Genomic DNA, 18,015 nt, shown 5'->3' with positions numbered 1-18,015 from the left:
CACGGTTGTCGCCGTGGAAGAGACCGGCGATTCAGCGAGCGCTGTTCCTACGAGGGCTTGCGGCCGTTCTTGTCGGTGTCGTCGCCCTGGGGCTGGTTGGGAGTCCAGCCGCGGGCCGCGTTGGGATCCAGGACGTCGCTCGCCGTCTCGGTCCAGTCGTCGCTGTAGTCGGCCTGCCAGTCCTGGTCCTGGCCGTTCCGCTTGTCGTCCTTCTTGCCGCCGCGGCCGCCGGCCCCGCCGGCCCCGCCGGCTCCACCGCGTCCGCCACGGCTGCCCGCACCCGTCGGCCCGCCTCGGCCGCCACGCCCACCGGCGCCGCGCGCACCTGCGCCCGCGCCGGCACCTCGTGCGCCGGCCCCGCGTGCACCCGCGCCCGCTCCGCTACCGGCCCGGGCACCAGCCGCACCGGCCCTGGCCGCTGCGGACCGCGACGTGGCGCTCGCTGTCGCCGCCTTGGCAGACGCTCCTGACGCGAACTTGTTGGCGAGCGCCTTCGCCACACCAGCACTGAGCAGAGCCCCGCCACCAGCGATCGCCAGCGCGGCCATGCCGCCGCTTCCGCCGGTCATCGGTGCAAGGCCGTCAGCAGTTTCGACCATCGCGTACGACGTCGAGGGCGCCGGCGTTCCGTCGGCGTTGATCCACTGGGTGCCGTTCCACTCAGGCTTGTTCTCCGCCTCGTAGCCCGCGATGTTCGCCTTCTCCTGAGCGATCAGCTCGTGACCCCAGCCGTCGGGGTAGAGCGTGCCGGAGTTGTACTTCTCCATCCGGGCCTTGGATGCTGCGATCTGGCTGTAGGAGCCGGGGGATGAGGGAGCTGAAGGAGCCTTGCTGGGGCCATCAGGATCTGGCGCATCTGTGATCTCTCGGACCGGAGGTTGGGCCGAGTAGTTGTTTTCGTCGATCTGCTGGATGAGTTTTGCTGCGGCCTCTTCGGCTGCGGCGATCTTTGCCTCCTCAGCCGCCCACGCCGCCTGGTCCGATTTCAATTGGTTGGCATTCGACTTGGCGGTCGCGCTGTCTACGCCAGAGCCGGACTGCGCATACTGCGCGGCTGACGCATCCGGCCGGGGTCCGTGATTCGTCGGGAGGTTGCCCTCCAACTGGTCATGGGCACTCTTTGCCGATTTCGTTGCGTCCTGTGCCGTTGTCAGGGCCTTCATTGCGGCGTCTAGCTGGTCGACCTTGGTATTCAACTTGTCGGCTGCCTCGCGGAACGCGCGCGTGGCAGCTTCGGTGGTGAGGGATGTCTCTTCAAAGGCTTTGGGCAATTGGCCGCTGGCCAACTCCAAGTTCCTTGCTACCGTCGCCAGCGCTTCGCGCGCTTGCTTCCAGTCATCGAGCCGTGCCTTGACGTCGTCGGGCTTTGCGGTGGCGACATACTGCTTGAGGATCACCATCATGCCGCCCTTGCTGACCCCGCCACTTGCCGCGAGCGCGTTCACTTGTTCGCCTCCTGATCTTGACCGAGCTCAGCGCGTGACGCCGCCGTCTCTAGCGCCTCCGAGGACGGGAAGAACGGGATCGGGAGGTCTGGCAGGTTGAGCCGACCGTCCTTGCCAAGGTTCTCGAAGAACGGTCTGTTGATCTGGTCGACGGCCGATGTCAACTGCGTGCGGAATGCAGCCTCAGCCTCTTCGTCGGCGTTCTTAACAGCGCGCACGGCATTGTCCAGGCCATCGATGAAGTCGATCAGTGCAGTGTTCGTCTGCGAGAGCGTTGAGTTGATGCGCTCGGTGGCTAGGTTCATGAGCTTTTCGAGCGCTCCAGCAGTCGCGCTGCCGCCGAGGTCCCCTGACCCTGGCTTGTCGACATGGGCTTTGTAGACGTCGTCCTTGGCCTCCATGAGAACCTGCTTGATCTTGTTGACCAGGGTCTCATCGACTCCGGATGAGTTTGAACCCGCCACGTCGGCCTCCCCGAGTATGTGCTTACGGTGAGCAAAGTCTAGGCATGAGACCGTCGCATCGTCACTGTCAATGTGATCGAGAGCGACGCACTATCCTCTCCAGCATGACTGGACCTCGGACTCTCCCGTCCCGACGCTTCGCCGCAACCGCCGTGGCGGCCATTACTTCGTTCGCGCTTTGCTCTTGTGGCGGAGGAAGTGATGAGCCAGCAGGGCCTGAGTCCCCTGCGACCGCGTCAAGCGGGTCCTCGGTGGGCTCAGACTCCCCAAGCGCTCCGGCCGCAGAGGGCGAGACGGCAGAACTCGACGGGGCGCAGTTCACCGCGCCGACCGGTTGGTACGTGAAGCCCGAGGATGGGAGCTACGTCATCGGTGCGCCAGACGATGCAGATGGTTTCTCGCCAGGGTCCGGGATCTTCAACGTCGGGACCACCCTTGCTTCTGACGTCGATGAGCTTGCAGAGGCGGCGCTTTCGCGCGTGGAGACGGCCTACCCCGATGGGAAACGCCTTCCCGACGTGAAGTACGGCGGAAGCACGTTCTTTCACCTCCGCGGCACAAACGACACTGAAAGATTCGATCACTACGGCACTGTGGTCGGCGGGTCGGAGGTTCTGGTTGCTTGGTCGTTCAACCCCAAGTGGGTCACGAGAGGCGAAACTGACGAGCTCATCAACCAGGTGATGCCGTCGTTCAAGTTCGAGGGCTGATCGACTCTCGCCGTCGACGCGCGGGCTCAAGGCGCGCGACTGAACCGCCTCAGTAGGTAGGCCCCAGTCCAAGGATCTGATGTCGGCGGTCACCGATAGGTTGCGGTCTGTGGTCGTACATCTGCACCGCGCGCCGCGGACCGATCTGCTCGCCGACTCGCTCGGTGAGCTGTTGTCGGTGCCGTTGGCAGATCCGTTCGCGACGGAGGTCGTGGTGGTGCCGGCGCGGGGGGTGGAGCGGTGGTTGTCGCAGCGGCTCTCGCATCGGCTGGGGGCGGCGGAGGGGCGGTCCGACGGGATCTGTGCGGGGGTTGATTTTCGGACGCCTTGGTCGCTGTTCGCCGAGGTCGCGGGCACGGGGGATGAGGATCCCTGGGCGCCGGAGTCGCTGACCTGGCCGGTGCTGGCGGCGATCGACGCATCGCTGGACGAGCTGTGGGCGAGGCCGCTCGCGCTGCATCTGGGGCACGGGGACGCGACGGAGGAAGGCGTACGCCGGCGGGGGCGGCGGTTGGCGCTGGCCCGGCGGCTGGCGCGGCTGTTCGCTGCGTACGCGGACCAGCGGCCGACGGTGGTGGCCGACTGGAGCGCGGGGCGGGACACGGACGGGCTGGGCGCGGAGATCGCCGACGACCTCGGTTGGCAACCGCCGTTGTGGCGGGCCGTCGCCGGGCTGGTCGGCGGGCCGACGCCGGTGGAGCGGCAGGCCGCGACGGTCGCAAAGCTGAAGGAGGCGCCGGGGGAGTTCGACCTCCCGGAGCGGGTCTCGTTGTTCGGCCACACCCGGCTCTCGGCGACCGACGTCGAGCTGGTCGCGGCGCTGGGGGAGCACCGGGAGGTGCACCTGTGGTTGCCGCATCCCTCGGCGGCGCTGTGGGAGGCGCTCGCCGGGCTGGACGGGGCGGTTGCGCGTACGGCGGACCGGTCGCACGATGCGGTCGGGCATCCGTTGCTGGCGACGCTGGGGCGCGATACGCGGGAGCTGCAGCGCTCCTTGAACGAGTTCCCGGGGGAGTCGATCGCCGATGGCGCGTTCGCCACCGACGGCAGGCTGCTCGGGTGGTTGCAGGGCGACATCCGGGCCAACGCGCTGGGTGAGGTGGCCGAGCGGGTGCTCGCCCCGGCGGACCGCTCGATCCAGGTGCATGCCTGCCACGGCGAGGCCCGGCAGGTGGAGGTGCTGCGCGAGGTGCTGCTGGGGCTGCTCGAGGACGACCCGACGCTGGAGCCACGCGACGTCCTCGTGATGTGCCCCGACATCGAGACCTTCGCCCCGCTGATCGAGGCCGGGTTCGGGCTGGGGGAGATGACCGGTGCGACCGGGCACCCCGCCCACCGGCTGCGGGTGAAGCTGGCGGACCGGTCGCTGACGCGCACCAACCCGCTGCTGGACGTGGCCACCAGGCTGCTCGACCTGGCCGGCGGCCGGGCGGGCGTGAGCGACGTACTCGATCTTGCGCATCTCGATCCGGTGCGGCGCCGGTTCGGGCTCAACGACGATGCCCTGGAGCAGCTCGAGGACTGGGCCAAGGACGCCGGGATCAGATGGGGCTTCGACGCGGAGCACCGCGAGCCCTTCGGGCTGGAGACGTACGTCGCCAACACCTGGCGCTTCGGGATGGACCGGATCCTCACCGGAGTGGCGATGTCCGAGGACTCGGCGACCTGGCTGGACACGACGCTGCCGTTGGACGACGTGGGCAGTGGCAGCGTCGAGCTGGCGGGGAAGTTCGCCGAGCTCGTCGACCGGCTGGCCGAGGTGACCGACGAGCTCGCCGGGGTGCATCCGCTGGAGCACTGGCTGAAGGTCATCGAGGAGGGTGTCGCCGCGCTGACGTCGGTCTCGACCGATGACGAGTGGCAGTCGGGCCAGGTGACCCGTGAGCTGTCCCGGGTCCGAGACGCTGCCCAGAACCATGAGGTCGACGAGCTGCGCCTGCCGGACGTGCGGGCGCTGTTGGGGGCGCGGCTGGCCGGGCGGGCGACCCGCGCCAACTTCCGCACCGGCACGCTGACCGTGTCGACGCTGGTGCCGATGCGGTCGGTGCCCCATCGCGTGGTCTGTCTGCTCGGCATGGACGACGGGGTGTTCCCGCGGGTCGGGATCACCGACGGCGACGACCTGCTGGCCCGCGACCCGCAGACGGGTGAGCGCGACCTGCGCAGCGAGGACCGGCAGCTGTTCCTCGACGCGCTGCTGGCGGCGACCGAGACGCTGGTGGTGACCTACACGGGCGCCAACGAATACTCCGGCCAGCCGCGCCCGCCCGCGGTGCCGCTGGGGGAGCTGCTGGACGCCTTGGACGCGACCGCCGTCTCCGCCGACGGGAGACCGGTCAAGGAGGTCGTGACGACGCGGCACCCGCTGCAGCCGTTCGACCCGCGCAACCTGACCCCCGGGGCGCTGGTGGCCGGACACTCCTTCTCCTTCGACAAGGCCGCCGAGGCCGGCGCTCTCGCGGCGGTGTCCGACCGCATCGAGCCACCGGAGTTCCTGCCCGCCCCGCTGGCGCCGTCCGCGGCCGGCGACCTGACGCTCGAGGAGCTGCTGGCCTTCTACCGCGCCCCGGTGCGTGCCTTCTTCCGCGACCGGCTGGACCTGGCGCTGCCGCGTGACGACGACCCGCTCTCCGACGGCCTGCCGGTCGACCTCGACGGCCTGGGGCAGTGGTCGGTGGGCGACCGGCTGCTCCACGACCTGCTCGCCGGGATGTCGGAGGAACAGGCGACCCAGCAGGAGTGGCGGCGCGGCGTACTGCCTCCGAAGTGGCTGGGCTGGCGCATCCTCACCGACGTGATCACCAAGGCGAAGCCGATCGCGGCCGAGGCGCTGCGGGTGCGGCAGGCGGGCATCTCCACCGGCCAGGCGCGAGCGGTCGACGTCGAGGTCGACCTCGGCGACGGCCGACGCCTGACCGGCACCGTCCCCCAGGTGTACGGCGACCGGCTCGCGCCGGTGACGTACTCCCGCCTGGGTGCCAAGCAGCGGATCGAGTCGTGGGTGCAGCTGGTCGCGCTGGCCGCCTCCGATGAGGACCGCGCCTGGAGCGCCTGGACGCTGGGCCGCCCGGGCAACTCCCGGTCGCGTACGCCGTTCGGCCTCTCCCAGCTCGGGCCGCTCGACCACACCGCGATCGACGTGCTGCGGGACCTGGTGCGCCTGCGCGACCGGGGGCTCTCCGCGCCGCTGCCGCTGCCGCTGAAGACCTCGCTCGCCTACGCGCGCCAGCGGCGGACCCAGGCCGGCATCGACGACGCGCTCTACAAGGCCGGCTGGGAGTGGAACGACGGACGGTTCGAGGGCGAGGAGTCCGATGTGGAGCAGGTGAGGGCCTGGGGCAAGGGGTCCGGGATCCCCGGTCTGGGTGACCGGCCGGAGGCCGGCGAGGAGTTCGACGGAGAGACCTCCCGCTTCGGCGCGCTCGCGATGCGGGTGTGGTCGCCGCTGCTCACGGCGGAGCAGGGGAGCTGGTGATGGACGGATTCGACCTGACCGGCCCGCTCCCGACCGGCACCACGCTGATCGAGGCCTCGGCCGGCACCGGGAAGACCTTCACCATCGGTGCCCTGGTCACCCGCTACGTCGTCGAGGGGGAGGCCACGCTCGACGAGATCCTGGCGATCACCTTCGGTCGCGCCGCCTCCCAGGAGCTGCGCGACCGGGTGCGCTCCCATCTCGTCGAGGCCGAGCGAGCATTCGCGGCCACGGTCGCCGGACAGCGTCCGACCCCGCTCGACGCCCACCTCGAGCTGCTGCTGGACGTGTCCGAGGATGAGATCCGGCTGCGCCACGAGCGCGTGCGCGACGCGCTCGCCTCCTTCGACGGGGCGACGATCGCGACCACCCACCAGTTCTGCCAGCTCGTGCTGCGGTCGCTGGGCGTGGCCGGTGACACCGATGCCGGCGCCGAGCTGGTCGAGTCGCTCGACGAGCTGGTCGTGGAGGTCGTCGACGACCTCTACCTGAAGTGGTTCGGCGAGGCTCGCGAGCGACCGCCTTTCGACCGCGACGACGCGCTGGGGCTGGCGCGCACCGCCGTCGAGGACCCGCAGTCGGTGCTGGCCCCGGCGCCGGCCGAGGACCCGGTCGCGGGCGCGCGGGTGCGGTTCGCCGAGGCGGTGCGGGACGAGGTCGACCGGCGCAAGCAGATGCGCGGCGTCCTGTCCTACGACGACCTGCTCTCCCGCCTCGCGGTCGCGCTCGAGGACCCGTCGGCGCCGGCCCGCGCGCGGATGCGGCAGCGGTGGCGGATCGTCCTGGTCGACGAGTTCCAGGACACCGACCCGGTGCAGTGGCAGGTGCTCTCCCGGGCGTTCGAGGGCCACGCCACCCTCGTGCTCATCGGTGACCCGAAGCAGGCGATCTACGCCTTCCGCGGCGGTGACGTCTTCACCTATCTGACCGCCGCCCGAGCGGCGGAGACCCAGGCGACGCTCGACACCAACTGGCGCAGCGACGCCCCGCTGGTCGAGCGGCTCCAGGTGGTCCTGCGAGGTGCCGCGCTGGGCTCTCCCGAGATCGTCGTCCACGACGTGAAGGCGCATCACGCCGGGTCCCGGCTGGCCGGTGCCCCACATCCCTCGCCGTTCCGGATCCGCCGGGTGAGCCGTAGCGGCTTCAAGCTGACCCGCGGCAAGATGATCACCGCCGGCGACGCCCGCAACCACATCGCCCGGGACCTCGCCGGGGACATCGCCACGCTGCTCGGCTCGGGGGCAACCTGGTGCGATGCCCCGGTCCAGGCTGGGGACGTCGCGGTCATCGTCGCGGTGCGTTCCCACGGGCTGCTGGTCCAGCGCGTGCTGCAGGAGCACGGAATCCCGGCAGTGATGGCCGGCGGCGGTGACGTCTTCCTGACTCCCGCCGGCGAGGACTGGCTCGCGCTGCTCCAGGCGCTCGACTCACCCCACCGGACGCCGCTGGTGCGGGCGGCCGGGCTGAGCGTGTTCTTCGGTTACACCGCGACCGAGCTCGACGCGGGTGGAGAGGCGCTGACCTCGCGCATCGCCGACACCCTGCGTGGCTGGGCGCTGCTGCTGCGCGGCCGCGGTGTCGCCGCCCTGATCGAGGCGGCGGAGGAGCGCGGGCTCACCGCGCGCGTGCTGCGGCGCACCGACGGGGATCGGCTGCTCACCGACGTACGTCATCTGGGGCAGCTTCTCCACGACATCTCGGTGCGGGACTCGCTCGGGCTGCCGGCGCTGCTGGCCTGGTTCCGTGACGAGCGGCGGCGCTCTGCCGCCGCCGAGCGGCCGCGGCGGCTCGACTCGGACGCCGCGGCGGTGCAGATCGTGACGGTGCACGGGTCCAAGGGCCTGCAGTACCCGATCGTCTATCTGCCCTTCGCCTACGACTTCTTCGTGCGCGACCCCGAGGTCGCCCATTTCCATGACGCCGAGGGGCAGCGGACGATCGACGTCACCCGGACCGGTGCGCAGTGGGCCGAGCACCTGGCCCGGCACCAGGCCGAGGAGCTGGGGGAGGAGCTCCGCGACCTCTACGTCGCCCTGACCCGGGCGCAGTCGCAGGTCGTCGCGTGGTGGGCGCCGACGGCCAACACCGCCACCGGCGGACTGCACCGGCTGCTGTTCGGGCGCGGCCCCGGCCAGGCGACGGTTCCCGACACTGTGGCCGTGCCGAGCGACGAGGACGCGGCAAGCCTGCTGGGCAACGTCGCTCGTCACCACGGTCCGACCGCCGAGGAAGCGGTGCCGGTCACCGCGGCGACGCCGGTGCGTGGGACGCCCCCCGGCGCCTTGGCCGCCCGGCCGTTCACCCGTGAGGTGGACGCGGAGTGGCGGCGTACGTCCTACTCCGGGCTCATCCGGGTCGACGAGGGCGTCGCAGCGACCTCGGAGCCGGAGGTCGAGGGCACGGACGACGAGCCGATCGCCGAGGACGCCGACCTCGTCGTGGCCCCCGTGGAGGAGGAACACCTCTCGCCGATGGCCGAGCTGCCCAAGGGAGCAGGCTTCGGCTCGCTGGTCCACGCGGTCCTGGAGCACACGGACCCGGAAGCCCCCGACCTCGGCGAGGAGCTGCTGACGAAGACCCGTGAGCAGCTGCGCTGGTGGCCGGTGCCGGCCTCCGCCGAGGACCTTGCGACCGCGATCCTGCCGCTCAACCTGACCTCGCTCGGCCCGCTCGCCGACGGGCTGACGCTGGCCCGGATCCCGCTGCGCGACCGGCTGCGCGAGCTCGACTTCGAGATCCCGTTGGCGGGTGGCGACGGTCATGACGGAGCCGATGTCCGGCTGCGCGACCTCGCCCCGTTGCTGCGGGCGCATCTTCCGGCCGACGACCCGATGGTGACGTACGCCGACCGGCTCGAGGCTCCGCCGCTGGGCGAGCAGTCGCTGCGTGGCTACCTGACCGGCTCGGTGGACGTGGTGCTGCGGCTGCCGAGCGGACGGTTCGTGGTGGTCGACTACAAGACCAACTTCCTGGGAGTCGAGGCGATGGACTACACCCAGCCGAAGCTCGCCGAGGCGATGCTCCACTCCCACTACCCGCTGCAGGCGCTGCTCTACTCCGCGGTGGTCCACCGCTTCCTGCGCTGGCGCCTGCCGGGATACGTCCCCGACGAGCATCTCGGCGGCGTGCTCTACCTCTACGTCCGCGGGATGCTCGGACCGGACACCCCTGTCGTCGACGGCATCCCGACCGGCGTCTTCACCTGGCAGCCGCCCGCCTCCCTGGCGGTCGCGCTGTCCGACCTGCTGGACGGAGGCGCGGCCGCATGATCGAGCGCTGGGAGTCCGAGGACCCCTTCGACGCCCGCCTGGCCCGGTCTGCGACCGGTCTGCTGGCGTCGTTCAACCAGGAAGGTGTGCTGACCGCGGCCGACGTCCATGTCGCGACGCGCGCCGCCGCCCTCGCGGGTGAAGAGCGCGACGAGGTGCGACTGGCGGTGGCGCTGGCGGTCCGCGCGGTACGGCACGGATCGGTGTGTGTCGACCTGGCTGCGCTGCGGGAGACCGAGGAGACGCTGCCGTGGCCGGCTGCCGACGGCTGGCTGGAGGCCGTCGCCGACAGCCCCCTCGCCGCGCAGTCCCTGGTGCAGGTCGAGGACGGCCTCCTCTACCTGGACCGCTATCACCGCGAGGAGGGCCAGGTACGCGACGACCTGCTCGCCCGCCTGGCCTCGCCGCGACCCGTGGCCGATGAGGGCCTGCTGGCGGCGAGCGCGGCCCGGCTCTTCCCGGGCGAGGGCTACGCCGAGCAGCGCGACGCCGCGCTCGCCGCCGCCCGCCAGTCCACGACGGTGCTCACCGGCGGTCCCGGCACCGGCAAGACGACGACCGTCGCCGGGCTGCTGGCGCTGCTCACCGAGCAGTCCCCGACGCCGTTGCGGGTCGCGCTGACCGCGCCGACGGGCAAGGCGGCCGCGCGGCTGCAGGAGGCCGTCGAGAGTGCTCAGCTGGCGCCCCAGTTCACCGCGGCCGACCGCGCCCGCCTCAACGGGCTGAGCGCCTCGACGCTCCACCGGCTGCTCGGCTGGCGTCCCGGGTCGTCGACCCGCTTCAAGCACCACCGCACCAACCGGCTGCCGCACGACGTGATCGTCGTCGACGAGACGAGCATGGTCTCGCTGACGATGATGGCCCGGCTGCTCGAGGCGGTGCGTCCTGAGGCGCGGCTGATCCTGGTCGGCGACCCCGACCAGCTCGCAAGCGTCGAGGCCGGGGCGGTGCTCTCCGACCTCGTCGCCGGGCTCGCCGTGCGCGCGCCCGACGCCGTCGCCGCCCTCCGCATCACCCATCGTTTCGGTGGCGCGATCGGCGCCCTCGCCGAGGCGCTGCGGGTCGGCGACGCCGACGCGGCGCTCGATGTGCTCGAGTCGGGCGATCCCGCGGTCGAGCTCGTCGACCCGGCCGACGAGGCTCGGGGGGCCGAGGTGGAGCGCGACCTGGTCGCGCACGCCGCCGCCCTGCACGAGGCTGCGCTCACGGGCGATGCGGAGCGCTGCGTACGGATGCTCGACGAGTCGCGCCTCCTCTGCGCCCACCGCGACGGCCCCTGGGGTGTCGCCCACTGGAACCGGCAGATCGAGCGCGGCCTCGCCGAGACCACCGGTGAGCCGCTCGGCATCGGCTGGGGCCACGAGTGGTACGCGGGCCGCCCGGTCCTCGTCACCGCCAACGACTACGGTCTCGGGCTCTTCAACGGCGACACCGGTGTCACCTACACCGACGCCGCCGGTGACCTCCGCGTCGCCATCGCCGGAGGTGCGACCTACGCCCCCTCGAGGCTCGGCGACATCGAGACCCTGCACGCGATGACCGTCCACAAGTCGCAGGGCAGCCAGGCCAGGTCCGTCACCGTCCTGCTCCCGCCCGACGACTCACCTCTGCTCACCCGCGAGCTCTTCTACACCGGGGTGACCCGGGCACAGGAGCGCGTACGCATCGTCGGCACCCCCGACGCCGTGACCGCCGCGATCACCCACCGCGCCCAGCGCGCCTCCGGCCTCCGTCAGCGGCTCGGCCACGACTGACCTGGGTGACGCCTCGGCGGGGGTCAGGAGCGGGCGATGGAGGTGGCCAGGGAGGCGAGGTGGCCGAGGCGGGCCAGCTCGGAGTCGAGGAAGTCGGGGCCGCCGCGGCGGCCGATGATGACGATCTCGTTGCCGTCGATGCGGGCACCGGCGAACATGTTCTCGTCCTCGCCCTCGACCTCGATCCGCTCGGGACGGTCGAGCTCGATGAACGGGACGTGCTCGGGGGAACCGTCGGTGGAGCGGGCGATGCCCTTGACGCGGTGGACGCGGATGGCCCAGTCGGCACGGAAGGTCAGGGGCAGTACGTCCACGAGCCGGTCGAGCGCCTCGTGGGCGTTCTCGGTGAGGTCCTCGACCGCCTCGAGGTCCAGGAACAGGTTGCCGCCGGCGGCGTAGCGGGAGATCCAGACGACGTGCACGCCGTCGAGCTCGTTGCACGCCGACACGATGGAGTCCGGCATCGTTCCCGGTTGGGTCTCGAGCAGCACATCGTCGACAGCTCTCCCGTCGACCTTGTTCTTCTCGACGATCTCGATCGCCTCGATGTCGCCACCGGCTTCACCGATGGCGGAGGCGAGGCGACCGAGTGAACCCGGGACATCGGGCAGCTCGACGCGTAGCAGGAACGGCATGGCCATAGACCCTAGCGTCGAGAACCGACAGCCGTGGCACTGTCCCGGTTACACACCGGTCAATTGGTGACCTATTTGTCGGCCGGCTCCAGCAGGAAGAGCGGGAAGATCCGCGACGTGTTGGGCTGGTAGTCGCCGTACGTCGGCCAGGTCTTCACGGCATAGTCCCACCACTCGTCCCGCTCGGCCCCGGAGAGCTCGCGGGCGACGTACGCCTTCTTGGTGCCGCCGTCCTGGAGCACCATGTCGGGGTACGCGCGGAAGTTGGCCACCCAGGCGGGGTTCTTGTCGCTGCCGCCCATCGAGGCGACCGCGAGGTACTTTCCGTCGCGCTCGACCCGCATCAAGGGCGTCTTGCGGATCGCGCCGGTCTTCGCGCCGCGGTTGGTGATCAGGATGATCGGCTTGCCGTCGCGCTCGAGGACGTTGGCCTCGGCGCCGTTGGAGGCCTCGAACGCGGCAACCTGCTCGCGCACCCAGTCGGCCGTGCTCGGGACGTATTCACCTTGCAGTTCGGTCATGCCCACTACAACGCCCCGAGGCGGCGCCTATTCCGAGAGGCCCGGATCAGCCGAGGGCCTTGTCGATCTCACGGTCGAGATGCGCCTTCGGCCGCGCGCCGACCATCTGCAGCACAGGCTTCCCGCCTCGGAAGAGGAGCATCGTCGGCACCGCCATCACCCGGTAGTCGGCGGAGGTGGCCGGGTTCTCGTCCTGGTTGAGCTTCACCACCCGCAGGCTGCCGACCCGCTCGGCGGCGATCTTCTCGAGGATCGGTGCGAGCTGACGGCAGGGCGGGCACCACTCGGCCCAGATCTCCACGAGCACGGGCGTGTCGGACATGAGTACGTCCTCGACGAACCGGGCATCGGTGATGTCCTCGATCGCGGCGGTCTGACTCATTGCTTCTCTCCTTCAGGGTGATAGGACTCGGCCTCGTGCAGCAGGCCGGCGAGCTCGCCACGCAGGGCGGTCAGCTCTGCGACCCGCCGGTCGATCTCGGCGATGCGCTGTCGATAGGCCTCGAGCGAGGCCGGGCACACGTCGGCTCGGTCGTTGCCGGCGCGCAGGCAGTCGACGAAGGGCAGCGTCTCCTCGGCGGTGAGGCCGAGCGAGAGCAGGGCGCGGATCTCCCGCACCACCTGCACGTCCACTTCGGCGTAGTCGCGATACCCGTTGCCCGCCCGCCGTGGCGTGAGCAGCCCGCGTGACTCGTAGTAGCGCACGGCTTTCACCGTCACGCCGGCCTGGTTCGCGAGCTCCTTGATGTGCACGCCTACGACCGTAGACCTTGCCCCTGGGGGCAAGGTCAACCCCGCGAGCGAGCGGCCGGATAACCTCAGGGCCATGAGTGAGCGCCAGCGAACGACCATGAACCTCATGCGGCCGAGGCCGTACGCTTCTCGTCCTTCAACGGACTCGGCCGCATGAGCGCCATCGAGGGAGTCTCCGACACGTTCGACCCGAGCCGCTGGGACGAGGTGCCGGGCTTCGAGGATCTGACCGACCTGACCTATCACCGGGCCAAGGAGCACGGCACCGTACGCATCGCCTTCGACCGCCCCGACGTACTCAACGCCTTCCGCCCGCACACCGTCGACGAGCTCCTCCGCGTGCTGGAGCACGCCCGGACGTCCGCCGATGTCGGCTGCGTGCTCCTGACCGGCAACGGCCCTTCGGAGAAGAACGGCAAGTTCTCCTTCTGCACCGGCGGCGACCAGCGCATCCGCGGCAAGGCCGGCTACCAGTACGAGGAGACCGACGCGTACGCCGCCGGCCGGACCGGCGCGGAGGAGCCCACCCCGATCGACAAGGCCAAGCTCGCCCGGCTGCACATCCTCGAGTGCCAGCGACTGATCCGCTTCATGCCGAAGGTCGTCGTCTGCGTCGTCCCCGGCTGGACCGCCGGCGGCGGCCACTCCCTCCACGTCGTCTGCGACCTCACCCTGGCTTCGGCGGAGAACGCGCGCTTCAAACAGACCGACGCCGACGTCGGGAGCTTCGACGGCGGCTATGGCTCCGCCTACCTGGCCCGCCAGGTCGGCCAGAAGTTCGCCCGCGAGATCTTCTTCCTCGCCGAGGAGTACTCCGCCGAGGACGGCGTCCGCATGGGCACCGTCAACCGCGCCGTCCCGCACGCCGAGCTCGAGGACGTCGCGCTCGAGTGGGGCCGCAAGATCAACGGCAAGTCGCCCACCGCCCAGCGGATGCTGAAGTACGCCTTCAACCTCCTCGACGACGGCCTGGTCGGCCAGCAGATGTTCGCCGGCGAGACCACCCGTCTGGCGTACATGACCGACGAGGCCCAGGAGGGCCGCGACCAGTTCCTGGAGAAGCGCGAGCCCGACTGGTCGCCCTACCCCTGGTACTACTGAGGCGCTCCCAGCCGTCGGGCACCCGACGCGTCACACAGGCTGCGTGATGCCGATGACCGATGGGTGAGGTCGCATGGACTGATGACCTCCATCGAGACGCAGACTCGCAGACCCCGCCACCTCACCCTGGCGGAGCGAGCGTCGGTGGGCCGAGCAGCGCGGGCGGAGGTCCCGCGTTCGGTGCACGGCGAGTGGCAACCGGCGCCCGACCGCGGCGATCCTGTCGCCCTCCTCGAGGAGCAGGCGGCCAGTCGGGTGCCGGAGCTCGTGCCGCTCCGCTACGGCAGGATGCTGGTGTCGCCGTTCACGTTCTACCGTGGTTCGGCCTATCTGATGGCGGCCGATCTGGCGAGCATGCCTCGCACGGACCTGACCGTCCAGCTGTGCGGCGACGCGCACCTGTCGAACTTCGGGTCGTACGCAGCACCGGACCGGCGTCTGGTCTTCAGCCTCAACGACTTCGACGAGTCCTTGCCCGGCCCCTTCGAGTGGGACGTCAAGCGGATGGTGGCGAGCTTCGCGGTCGCGGGCCGTGACCGCGAGTTCGACGATGCCGTGCGCGGGGCCATCAACCTGGCTGCCGCATCGTCGTACCGAGAGGCGATGCAGGATCTGGCGGGGATGCGCAAGCTCGACGTGTGGTACGCCCGCCTGGACGTCGACGAGCTGGAGGCCGTGGTCAGCTCGCTGGTCGACGGCAAGCAGCTCAAGCGCTTCCGCAAGAACGTGGCCAAGGCCCAGGCGAAGAACAGCCTGAAGGCCTTCTCCAAGCTCGTGGAGATCGTGGACGGACGTCCGCGCCTGATCAGCGATCCTCCGGTGATCACGAGGATCGAGGACCTGATGCCCGACGACGAGTCCCGTGACGTCGAGGAGACGATCCATGCCCTCCTGAACACCTACCGTCAGACCTTGCGAGGAGACCATCGGCACCTCCTCGAGGGGTTTCGCTTCACCGACGCCGCCCGCAAGGTCGTCGGGGTGGGCAGCGTCGGCACCCGCGCCTGGGTCATCCTGCTGCTCGGCAACGACGACCAGGACCCGCTGTTCCTCCAGGCCAAGGAGGCCCAGGCATCGGTCCTGGAACCCTTCCTCGGCAAGAGCGAGTACGCCAACCACGGGCAACGGGTCGTCGAGGGGCAGCGACTGATGCAGTCGGCGAGCGATGTGCTGCTCGGCTGGGTGCGCGCGAGCGGGTTCGACGGCGTCGAGCGGGACTTCTTCGTCCGGCAGCTGTGGGACGGCAAGGGCTCGGCGGTCGTCGAGGCGATGGATCCCGCTGCCCTGACCGAGTACGCCAGGCTGTGCGGGTGGACGCTCGCCAGGGCCCACGCCCGCTCCGGTGACCCGGTCGCCATCGCGAGCTACCTCGGCTCCGGTGATCGGTTCGACCGGGCCATCTCGACGTTCGCCGAGGCCTACGCCGACCAGAACGAGCGGGACTACGCAGCGCTCCGTCGTGCGGTCGACGACGGACGGCTCGTGACGCGGGCAGGCTGAGGGGCCAGGCTGAGGGGCCAGGCTGAGGGCCCAGGCATCACCGCTGGTCCGCGTCGAGCACACCCAGCCGGCGCACCGTACGAGACGCCGACCGTCCGAGCAGGGCACCCACCGCCGCGCCGACGAGCACGTCGCTCGGGTAGTGCACGCCCGTGTACACCCGCGAGAACGCCACGAGCGAGGCCGCGGCCCGCAACGGTCTCCGATACGCCGGCAGCAGGTCACCGACCGCGACGGCGAAAGCGGCCGCGGACGCGGAGTGGCCCGACGGGAACGACGTCGAGGACGGCATCCGCGTCCGCCGCTGCTGCGGGACCCGGAGAGCATCCCGGTCGGGACGAGCGCGCGCGCCGGCCGCCTTCAGGGGCTGGTTCACCACCAGTGACGCAGCGCCGAGGGCCGCGAGCCCGGTGAGCGCGCCCCGCCGCTCCTGTTGACCGCCGAGGATCGCGAGGAGGCCGGCGACGAGGAACCACGGCTTGGAGTGGTTCGCGACGTCGGACACCCACCGCAGCGGCGCGTCCAGCAGCGGCGTCGAGAGCCCCGCCACGGACACGTATCCGGCACGGTCGTAGTGACCGAGACGGCGCAGGACGCAGACCATCAGCGTCGTAGCGCCCGCCTCGGGCACATGCGTCGTGAGCCGGTCGGCCAGCCGTTCCTCGACCGGCTCCGCTGTCGGTGGGACGCTCATCTCGCTCGTGGCGCTGGAGCTCAGTCGGGCGACCCACCTGCTGCTGTCACCACTTCAGCTCGATCTCGACCTCGCGCTCGTCGTCCCCGATCTCGATCTCCAGCTTGAAGTCGACCTCGTCGGGTACGTGCACCTTGAAGCGCAGCCCTTCTCTCTCGAACTCGACCTCGTTGTTGCTGGCGAGCGCGTCGGCGAGGGCATGCAGACGCGTCGCGACGTCCTCACGACGCAGCTTCGCCCGTTCGGTGACTTCCATCAGATCCATGCTGTCCTCCTTGTTGTGACGTTGCAGAGTGATCATCTCGGCCGAGCGCGATCCGTGCCAGCTCGACAGCCCCTGCCCGGATACCGTCGGGGAGCCTCGCCGAGGGGGATGCGCCCGGGTGCTTGCGGGCCACGCGCACGCGCAGTACGCCCGGCCGGATGCGGAAGTCCAGGGGCGGTTCCAGGACGAGCGCCTCGCCGTCGATGCCGGCGGCGACCGGCCGCTCCGCATCGACCCGGAACGTCGGTGCAGACCACTCGCGCCACGGCCGCTGCAGCGCGCGGCCCTCGTCGTCACGCCACGAGACGGCACCCACGACGGTGATCCCGAGCAGGCCGTCATCGATACGCGGACGGGTGCCTGAGCCGACCGCGCGGCCGAGCCGGTAGCGGTTGTTCGAGACCAGCACCGCGGCGCCACCGCGGTGCTCGTGGCCTCCCGGCCCGCGCCATCGCATGGTGAGCTCGTCACCGCTCGGGCCGAGAACGTCCGGCACGGTGTCGAGCAGGGTGCGGATCTTGGCATCCCGGTAGCCCTCGCGCTGAACCGCCTCGGCGTACAACCCGAGCGAGACGTTGTTGACGAACGTGCGGCCGTTGACGTCCCCGACGTCCACCCGCCGCTCACCGGCGTCGACGAACGCGTCGAGCGCGCCGACGACATCGTCGCGGTCGACGCCGAGGTCGAGGGCGAAGTGGTTCCGGGTGCCGGCCGGCACGCAGGCGTACGGCAGCCCGAACTCTGCGGCGACCGCGGCAACGGTGGCCTGCGAGCCGTCCCCGCCCGCCATCGCGAGCCCGTCCGCGCCGCGCGCGACCGCTTCCCGGACGAGCGCTTCGAGGTCGTCGCCAGCTCTCAGCTCGATCGGCTCGATGCCCCGTGCGCGCGCCTCCTCGGCGAGCTCGAAACGCTCCGCCTTCCCACCGCCGGACCGACGGTTGAAGAACAGCACCGGGTGGCGTGGCGCCGGGGCGCCCGGCAGATCGACATGCACAGCCAGCGTGCCGCGCGCCGCCGCCAAGGTCACCAAGACCCCCGCCACCACCAGCAGGTCGACCAGCGGAGCCCCGCCCACCACGATGATGCCCATCGCGGCCGCGATGGCGAGGGCGGCGACGGCCAGCCCCGCCACCCGCGCAGAACGACGCCGGAGAATGCCGTACCAGGCGCTCACGCCGGCGATCAGCACGCAGCCGAGCACGACGACGCCGCGCGGGAACTCGGCAACCGCGACCACGACGGCGAGCACGAAGGTGGCCGTCCCCGCCACCAGCGTGGTCGCCGCCAGGAGTCGTCTCACCGGACCGGTCCTCTCCGAGCACGAATGCCGTGGACGAACCGCGGCGCCGACGGAGACGGCGACGGAGCGCTCGAGGATGCGCGCCCGGTCACGATCCACCCTCCGAGCACTGCAGCGTTCGCACCCTCG

General features: G+C 70.8%; 15 protein-coding genes. 6 read left to right on the top strand and 9 right to left on the bottom strand.

The window, feature by feature from the left end; genetic code table 11:
• Positions 1-47 precede the first annotated feature (47 nt).
• The gene (locus ACZ6WN_RS11170) at positions 48-1,445 is read right to left on the bottom strand and encodes a hypothetical protein (RefSeq protein WP_465864705.1); all 1,398 of its coding nucleotides are present in this window, start codon (positions 1,443-1,445) and stop codon (positions 48-50) included.
• Positions 1,442-1,909 (bottom strand): hypothetical protein, encoded by a 468-nt coding sequence (locus ACZ6WN_RS11165; RefSeq protein WP_465864704.1) that lies wholly within the window; start codon positions 1,907-1,909, stop codon positions 1,442-1,444. Before ACZ6WN_RS11165 ends, ACZ6WN_RS11170 begins: the two co-directional genes overlap by 4 nt.
• Before the next feature lie 251 nt (positions 1,910-2,160).
• Between ACZ6WN_RS11165 and ACZ6WN_RS11160 the strand changes: the two genes are divergently transcribed.
• The 4 genes from ACZ6WN_RS11160 (at position 2,161) to recD (ending at position 11,117) form a co-directional block, all read left to right on the top strand.
• The gene (locus tag ACZ6WN_RS11160; RefSeq protein ID WP_465864703.1) at positions 2,161-2,619 is read left to right on the top strand and encodes a hypothetical protein; all 459 of its coding nucleotides are present in this window, start codon (positions 2,161-2,163) and stop codon (positions 2,617-2,619) included.
• 109 nt (positions 2,620-2,728) lie between these two features.
• Positions 2,729-6,094 carry an exodeoxyribonuclease V subunit gamma gene (gene recC / locus ACZ6WN_RS11155; RefSeq protein WP_465864702.1) on the top strand — a complete coding sequence of 1,122 codons (3,366 nt, stop codon included), beginning with the start codon at positions 2,729-2,731 and terminating at the stop codon, positions 6,092-6,094.
• The gene (locus tag ACZ6WN_RS11150) at positions 6,094-9,363 is read left to right on the top strand and encodes a UvrD-helicase domain-containing protein (protein WP_465864701.1); all 3,270 of its coding nucleotides are present in this window, start codon (positions 6,094-6,096) and stop codon (positions 9,361-9,363) included. The genes recC and ACZ6WN_RS11150 overlap by 1 nt, the downstream gene beginning before the upstream one ends.
• Positions 9,360-11,117, top strand: coding sequence for an exodeoxyribonuclease V subunit alpha (recD, locus tag ACZ6WN_RS11145; RefSeq protein ID WP_465864700.1), 1,758 nt, complete (start codon positions 9,360-9,362; stop codon positions 11,115-11,117). Before ACZ6WN_RS11150 ends, recD begins: the two co-directional genes overlap by 4 nt.
• A 23-nt stretch (positions 11,118-11,140) precedes the next feature.
• Here the strand turns inward: recD and ACZ6WN_RS11140 are convergent, their stop codons facing one another.
• The 4 genes from ACZ6WN_RS11140 to ACZ6WN_RS11125 all read right to left on the bottom strand — a co-directional run bounded on the left by ACZ6WN_RS11140 (position 11,141) and on the right by ACZ6WN_RS11125 (position 13,026).
• Positions 11,141-11,743 carry an ACT domain-containing protein gene (locus tag ACZ6WN_RS11140; protein WP_465864970.1) on the bottom strand — a complete coding sequence of 201 codons (603 nt, stop codon included), beginning with the start codon at positions 11,741-11,743 and terminating at the stop codon, positions 11,141-11,143.
• 80 nt (positions 11,744-11,823) lie between these two features.
• Positions 11,824-12,273, bottom strand: coding sequence for a nitroreductase family deazaflavin-dependent oxidoreductase (locus tag ACZ6WN_RS11135; protein WP_465864699.1), 450 nt, complete (start codon positions 12,271-12,273; stop codon positions 11,824-11,826).
• Positions 12,274-12,319: 46 nt separating this feature from the next.
• Entirely contained in the window at positions 12,320-12,655 is a 336-nt protein-coding gene (gene trxA / locus ACZ6WN_RS11130) for a thioredoxin (RefSeq protein ID WP_465864698.1), read from the bottom strand.
• On the bottom strand, positions 12,652-13,026 hold the full coding sequence (locus ACZ6WN_RS11125; protein ID WP_465864697.1) for a MerR family transcriptional regulator: 375 nt from the start codon (positions 13,024-13,026) through the stop codon (positions 12,652-12,654). Before ACZ6WN_RS11125 ends, trxA begins: the two co-directional genes overlap by 4 nt.
• A gap of 153 nt (positions 13,027-13,179) precedes the next feature.
• Here ACZ6WN_RS11125 and ACZ6WN_RS11120 point away from each other — a divergent pair, with 153 nt between their 5' ends.
• Both ACZ6WN_RS11120 and ACZ6WN_RS11115 read left to right on the top strand, forming a co-directional pair.
• Positions 13,180-14,127, top strand: coding sequence for a 1,4-dihydroxy-2-naphthoyl-CoA synthase (locus tag ACZ6WN_RS11120; RefSeq protein WP_465864696.1), 948 nt, complete (start codon positions 13,180-13,182; stop codon positions 14,125-14,127).
• A gap of 81 nt (positions 14,128-14,208) precedes the next feature.
• Positions 14,209-15,627, top strand: a complete 1,419-nt coding sequence (locus tag ACZ6WN_RS11115) for a DUF2252 domain-containing protein (RefSeq protein ID WP_465864695.1) — start codon at positions 14,209-14,211, stop codon at positions 15,625-15,627.
• A 37-nt stretch (positions 15,628-15,664) separates the two neighbouring features.
• Here the strand turns inward: ACZ6WN_RS11115 and ACZ6WN_RS11110 are convergent, their stop codons facing one another.
• From ACZ6WN_RS11110 to ACZ6WN_RS11100, 3 genes are read right to left on the bottom strand one after another with little or no spacing between them, the layout of a single operon-like run.
• Complete coding sequence (locus ACZ6WN_RS11110) at positions 15,665-16,321, bottom strand: phosphatase PAP2 family protein (protein ID WP_465864694.1); 657 nt, start codon at positions 16,319-16,321, stop codon at positions 15,665-15,667.
• Between the two features lie 46 nt (positions 16,322-16,367).
• Positions 16,368-16,586: an amphi-Trp domain-containing protein gene (locus tag ACZ6WN_RS11105; RefSeq protein WP_465864693.1), complete on the bottom strand. Its 219-nt coding sequence runs from the start codon at positions 16,584-16,586 to the stop codon at positions 16,368-16,370.
• Entirely contained in the window at positions 16,543-17,886 is a 1,344-nt protein-coding gene (locus tag ACZ6WN_RS11100; protein ID WP_465864692.1) for a diacylglycerol/lipid kinase family protein, read from the bottom strand. The genes ACZ6WN_RS11105 and ACZ6WN_RS11100 overlap by 44 nt, the downstream gene beginning before the upstream one ends.
• Positions 17,887-18,015: the final 129 nt, after the last annotated feature.

It is taken from the genome of Nocardioides sp. NPDC054178 (genome assembly GCF_055585005.1).
Note: the sequence above shows the minus strand (reverse complement) of the source record. Positions and strands in the feature narration are given on the sequence as shown.

What these genes read in the sequence shown, in the direction of transcription:
- ACZ6WN_RS11150 (WP_465864701.1), top strand. Translation starts at nt 6,094, where the DNA reads ATGGACGGATTCGACCTGACCGGCCCGCTCCCGACCGGCACCACGCTG.
- ACZ6WN_RS11110 (WP_465864694.1), bottom strand. Translation starts at nt 16,321, where the DNA reads ATGAGCGTCCCACCGACAGCGGAGCCGGTCGAGGAACGGCTGGCCGAC.
- ACZ6WN_RS11105 (WP_465864693.1), bottom strand. Translation starts at nt 16,586, where the DNA reads ATGGATCTGATGGAAGTCACCGAACGGGCGAAGCTGCGTCGTGAGGAC.
- ACZ6WN_RS11135 (WP_465864699.1), bottom strand. Translation starts at nt 12,273, where the DNA reads ATGACCGAACTGCAAGGTGAATACGTCCCGAGCACGGCCGACTGGGTG.
- ACZ6WN_RS11115 (WP_465864695.1), top strand. Translation starts at nt 14,209, where the DNA reads ATGACCTCCATCGAGACGCAGACTCGCAGACCCCGCCACCTCACCCTG.
- trxA (WP_465864698.1), bottom strand. Translation starts at nt 12,655, where the DNA reads ATGAGTCAGACCGCCGCGATCGAGGACATCACCGATGCCCGGTTCGTC.
- ACZ6WN_RS11120 (WP_465864696.1), top strand. Translation starts at nt 13,180, where the DNA reads ATGAGCGCCATCGAGGGAGTCTCCGACACGTTCGACCCGAGCCGCTGG.
- recD (WP_465864700.1), top strand. Translation starts at nt 9,360, where the DNA reads ATGATCGAGCGCTGGGAGTCCGAGGACCCCTTCGACGCCCGCCTGGCC.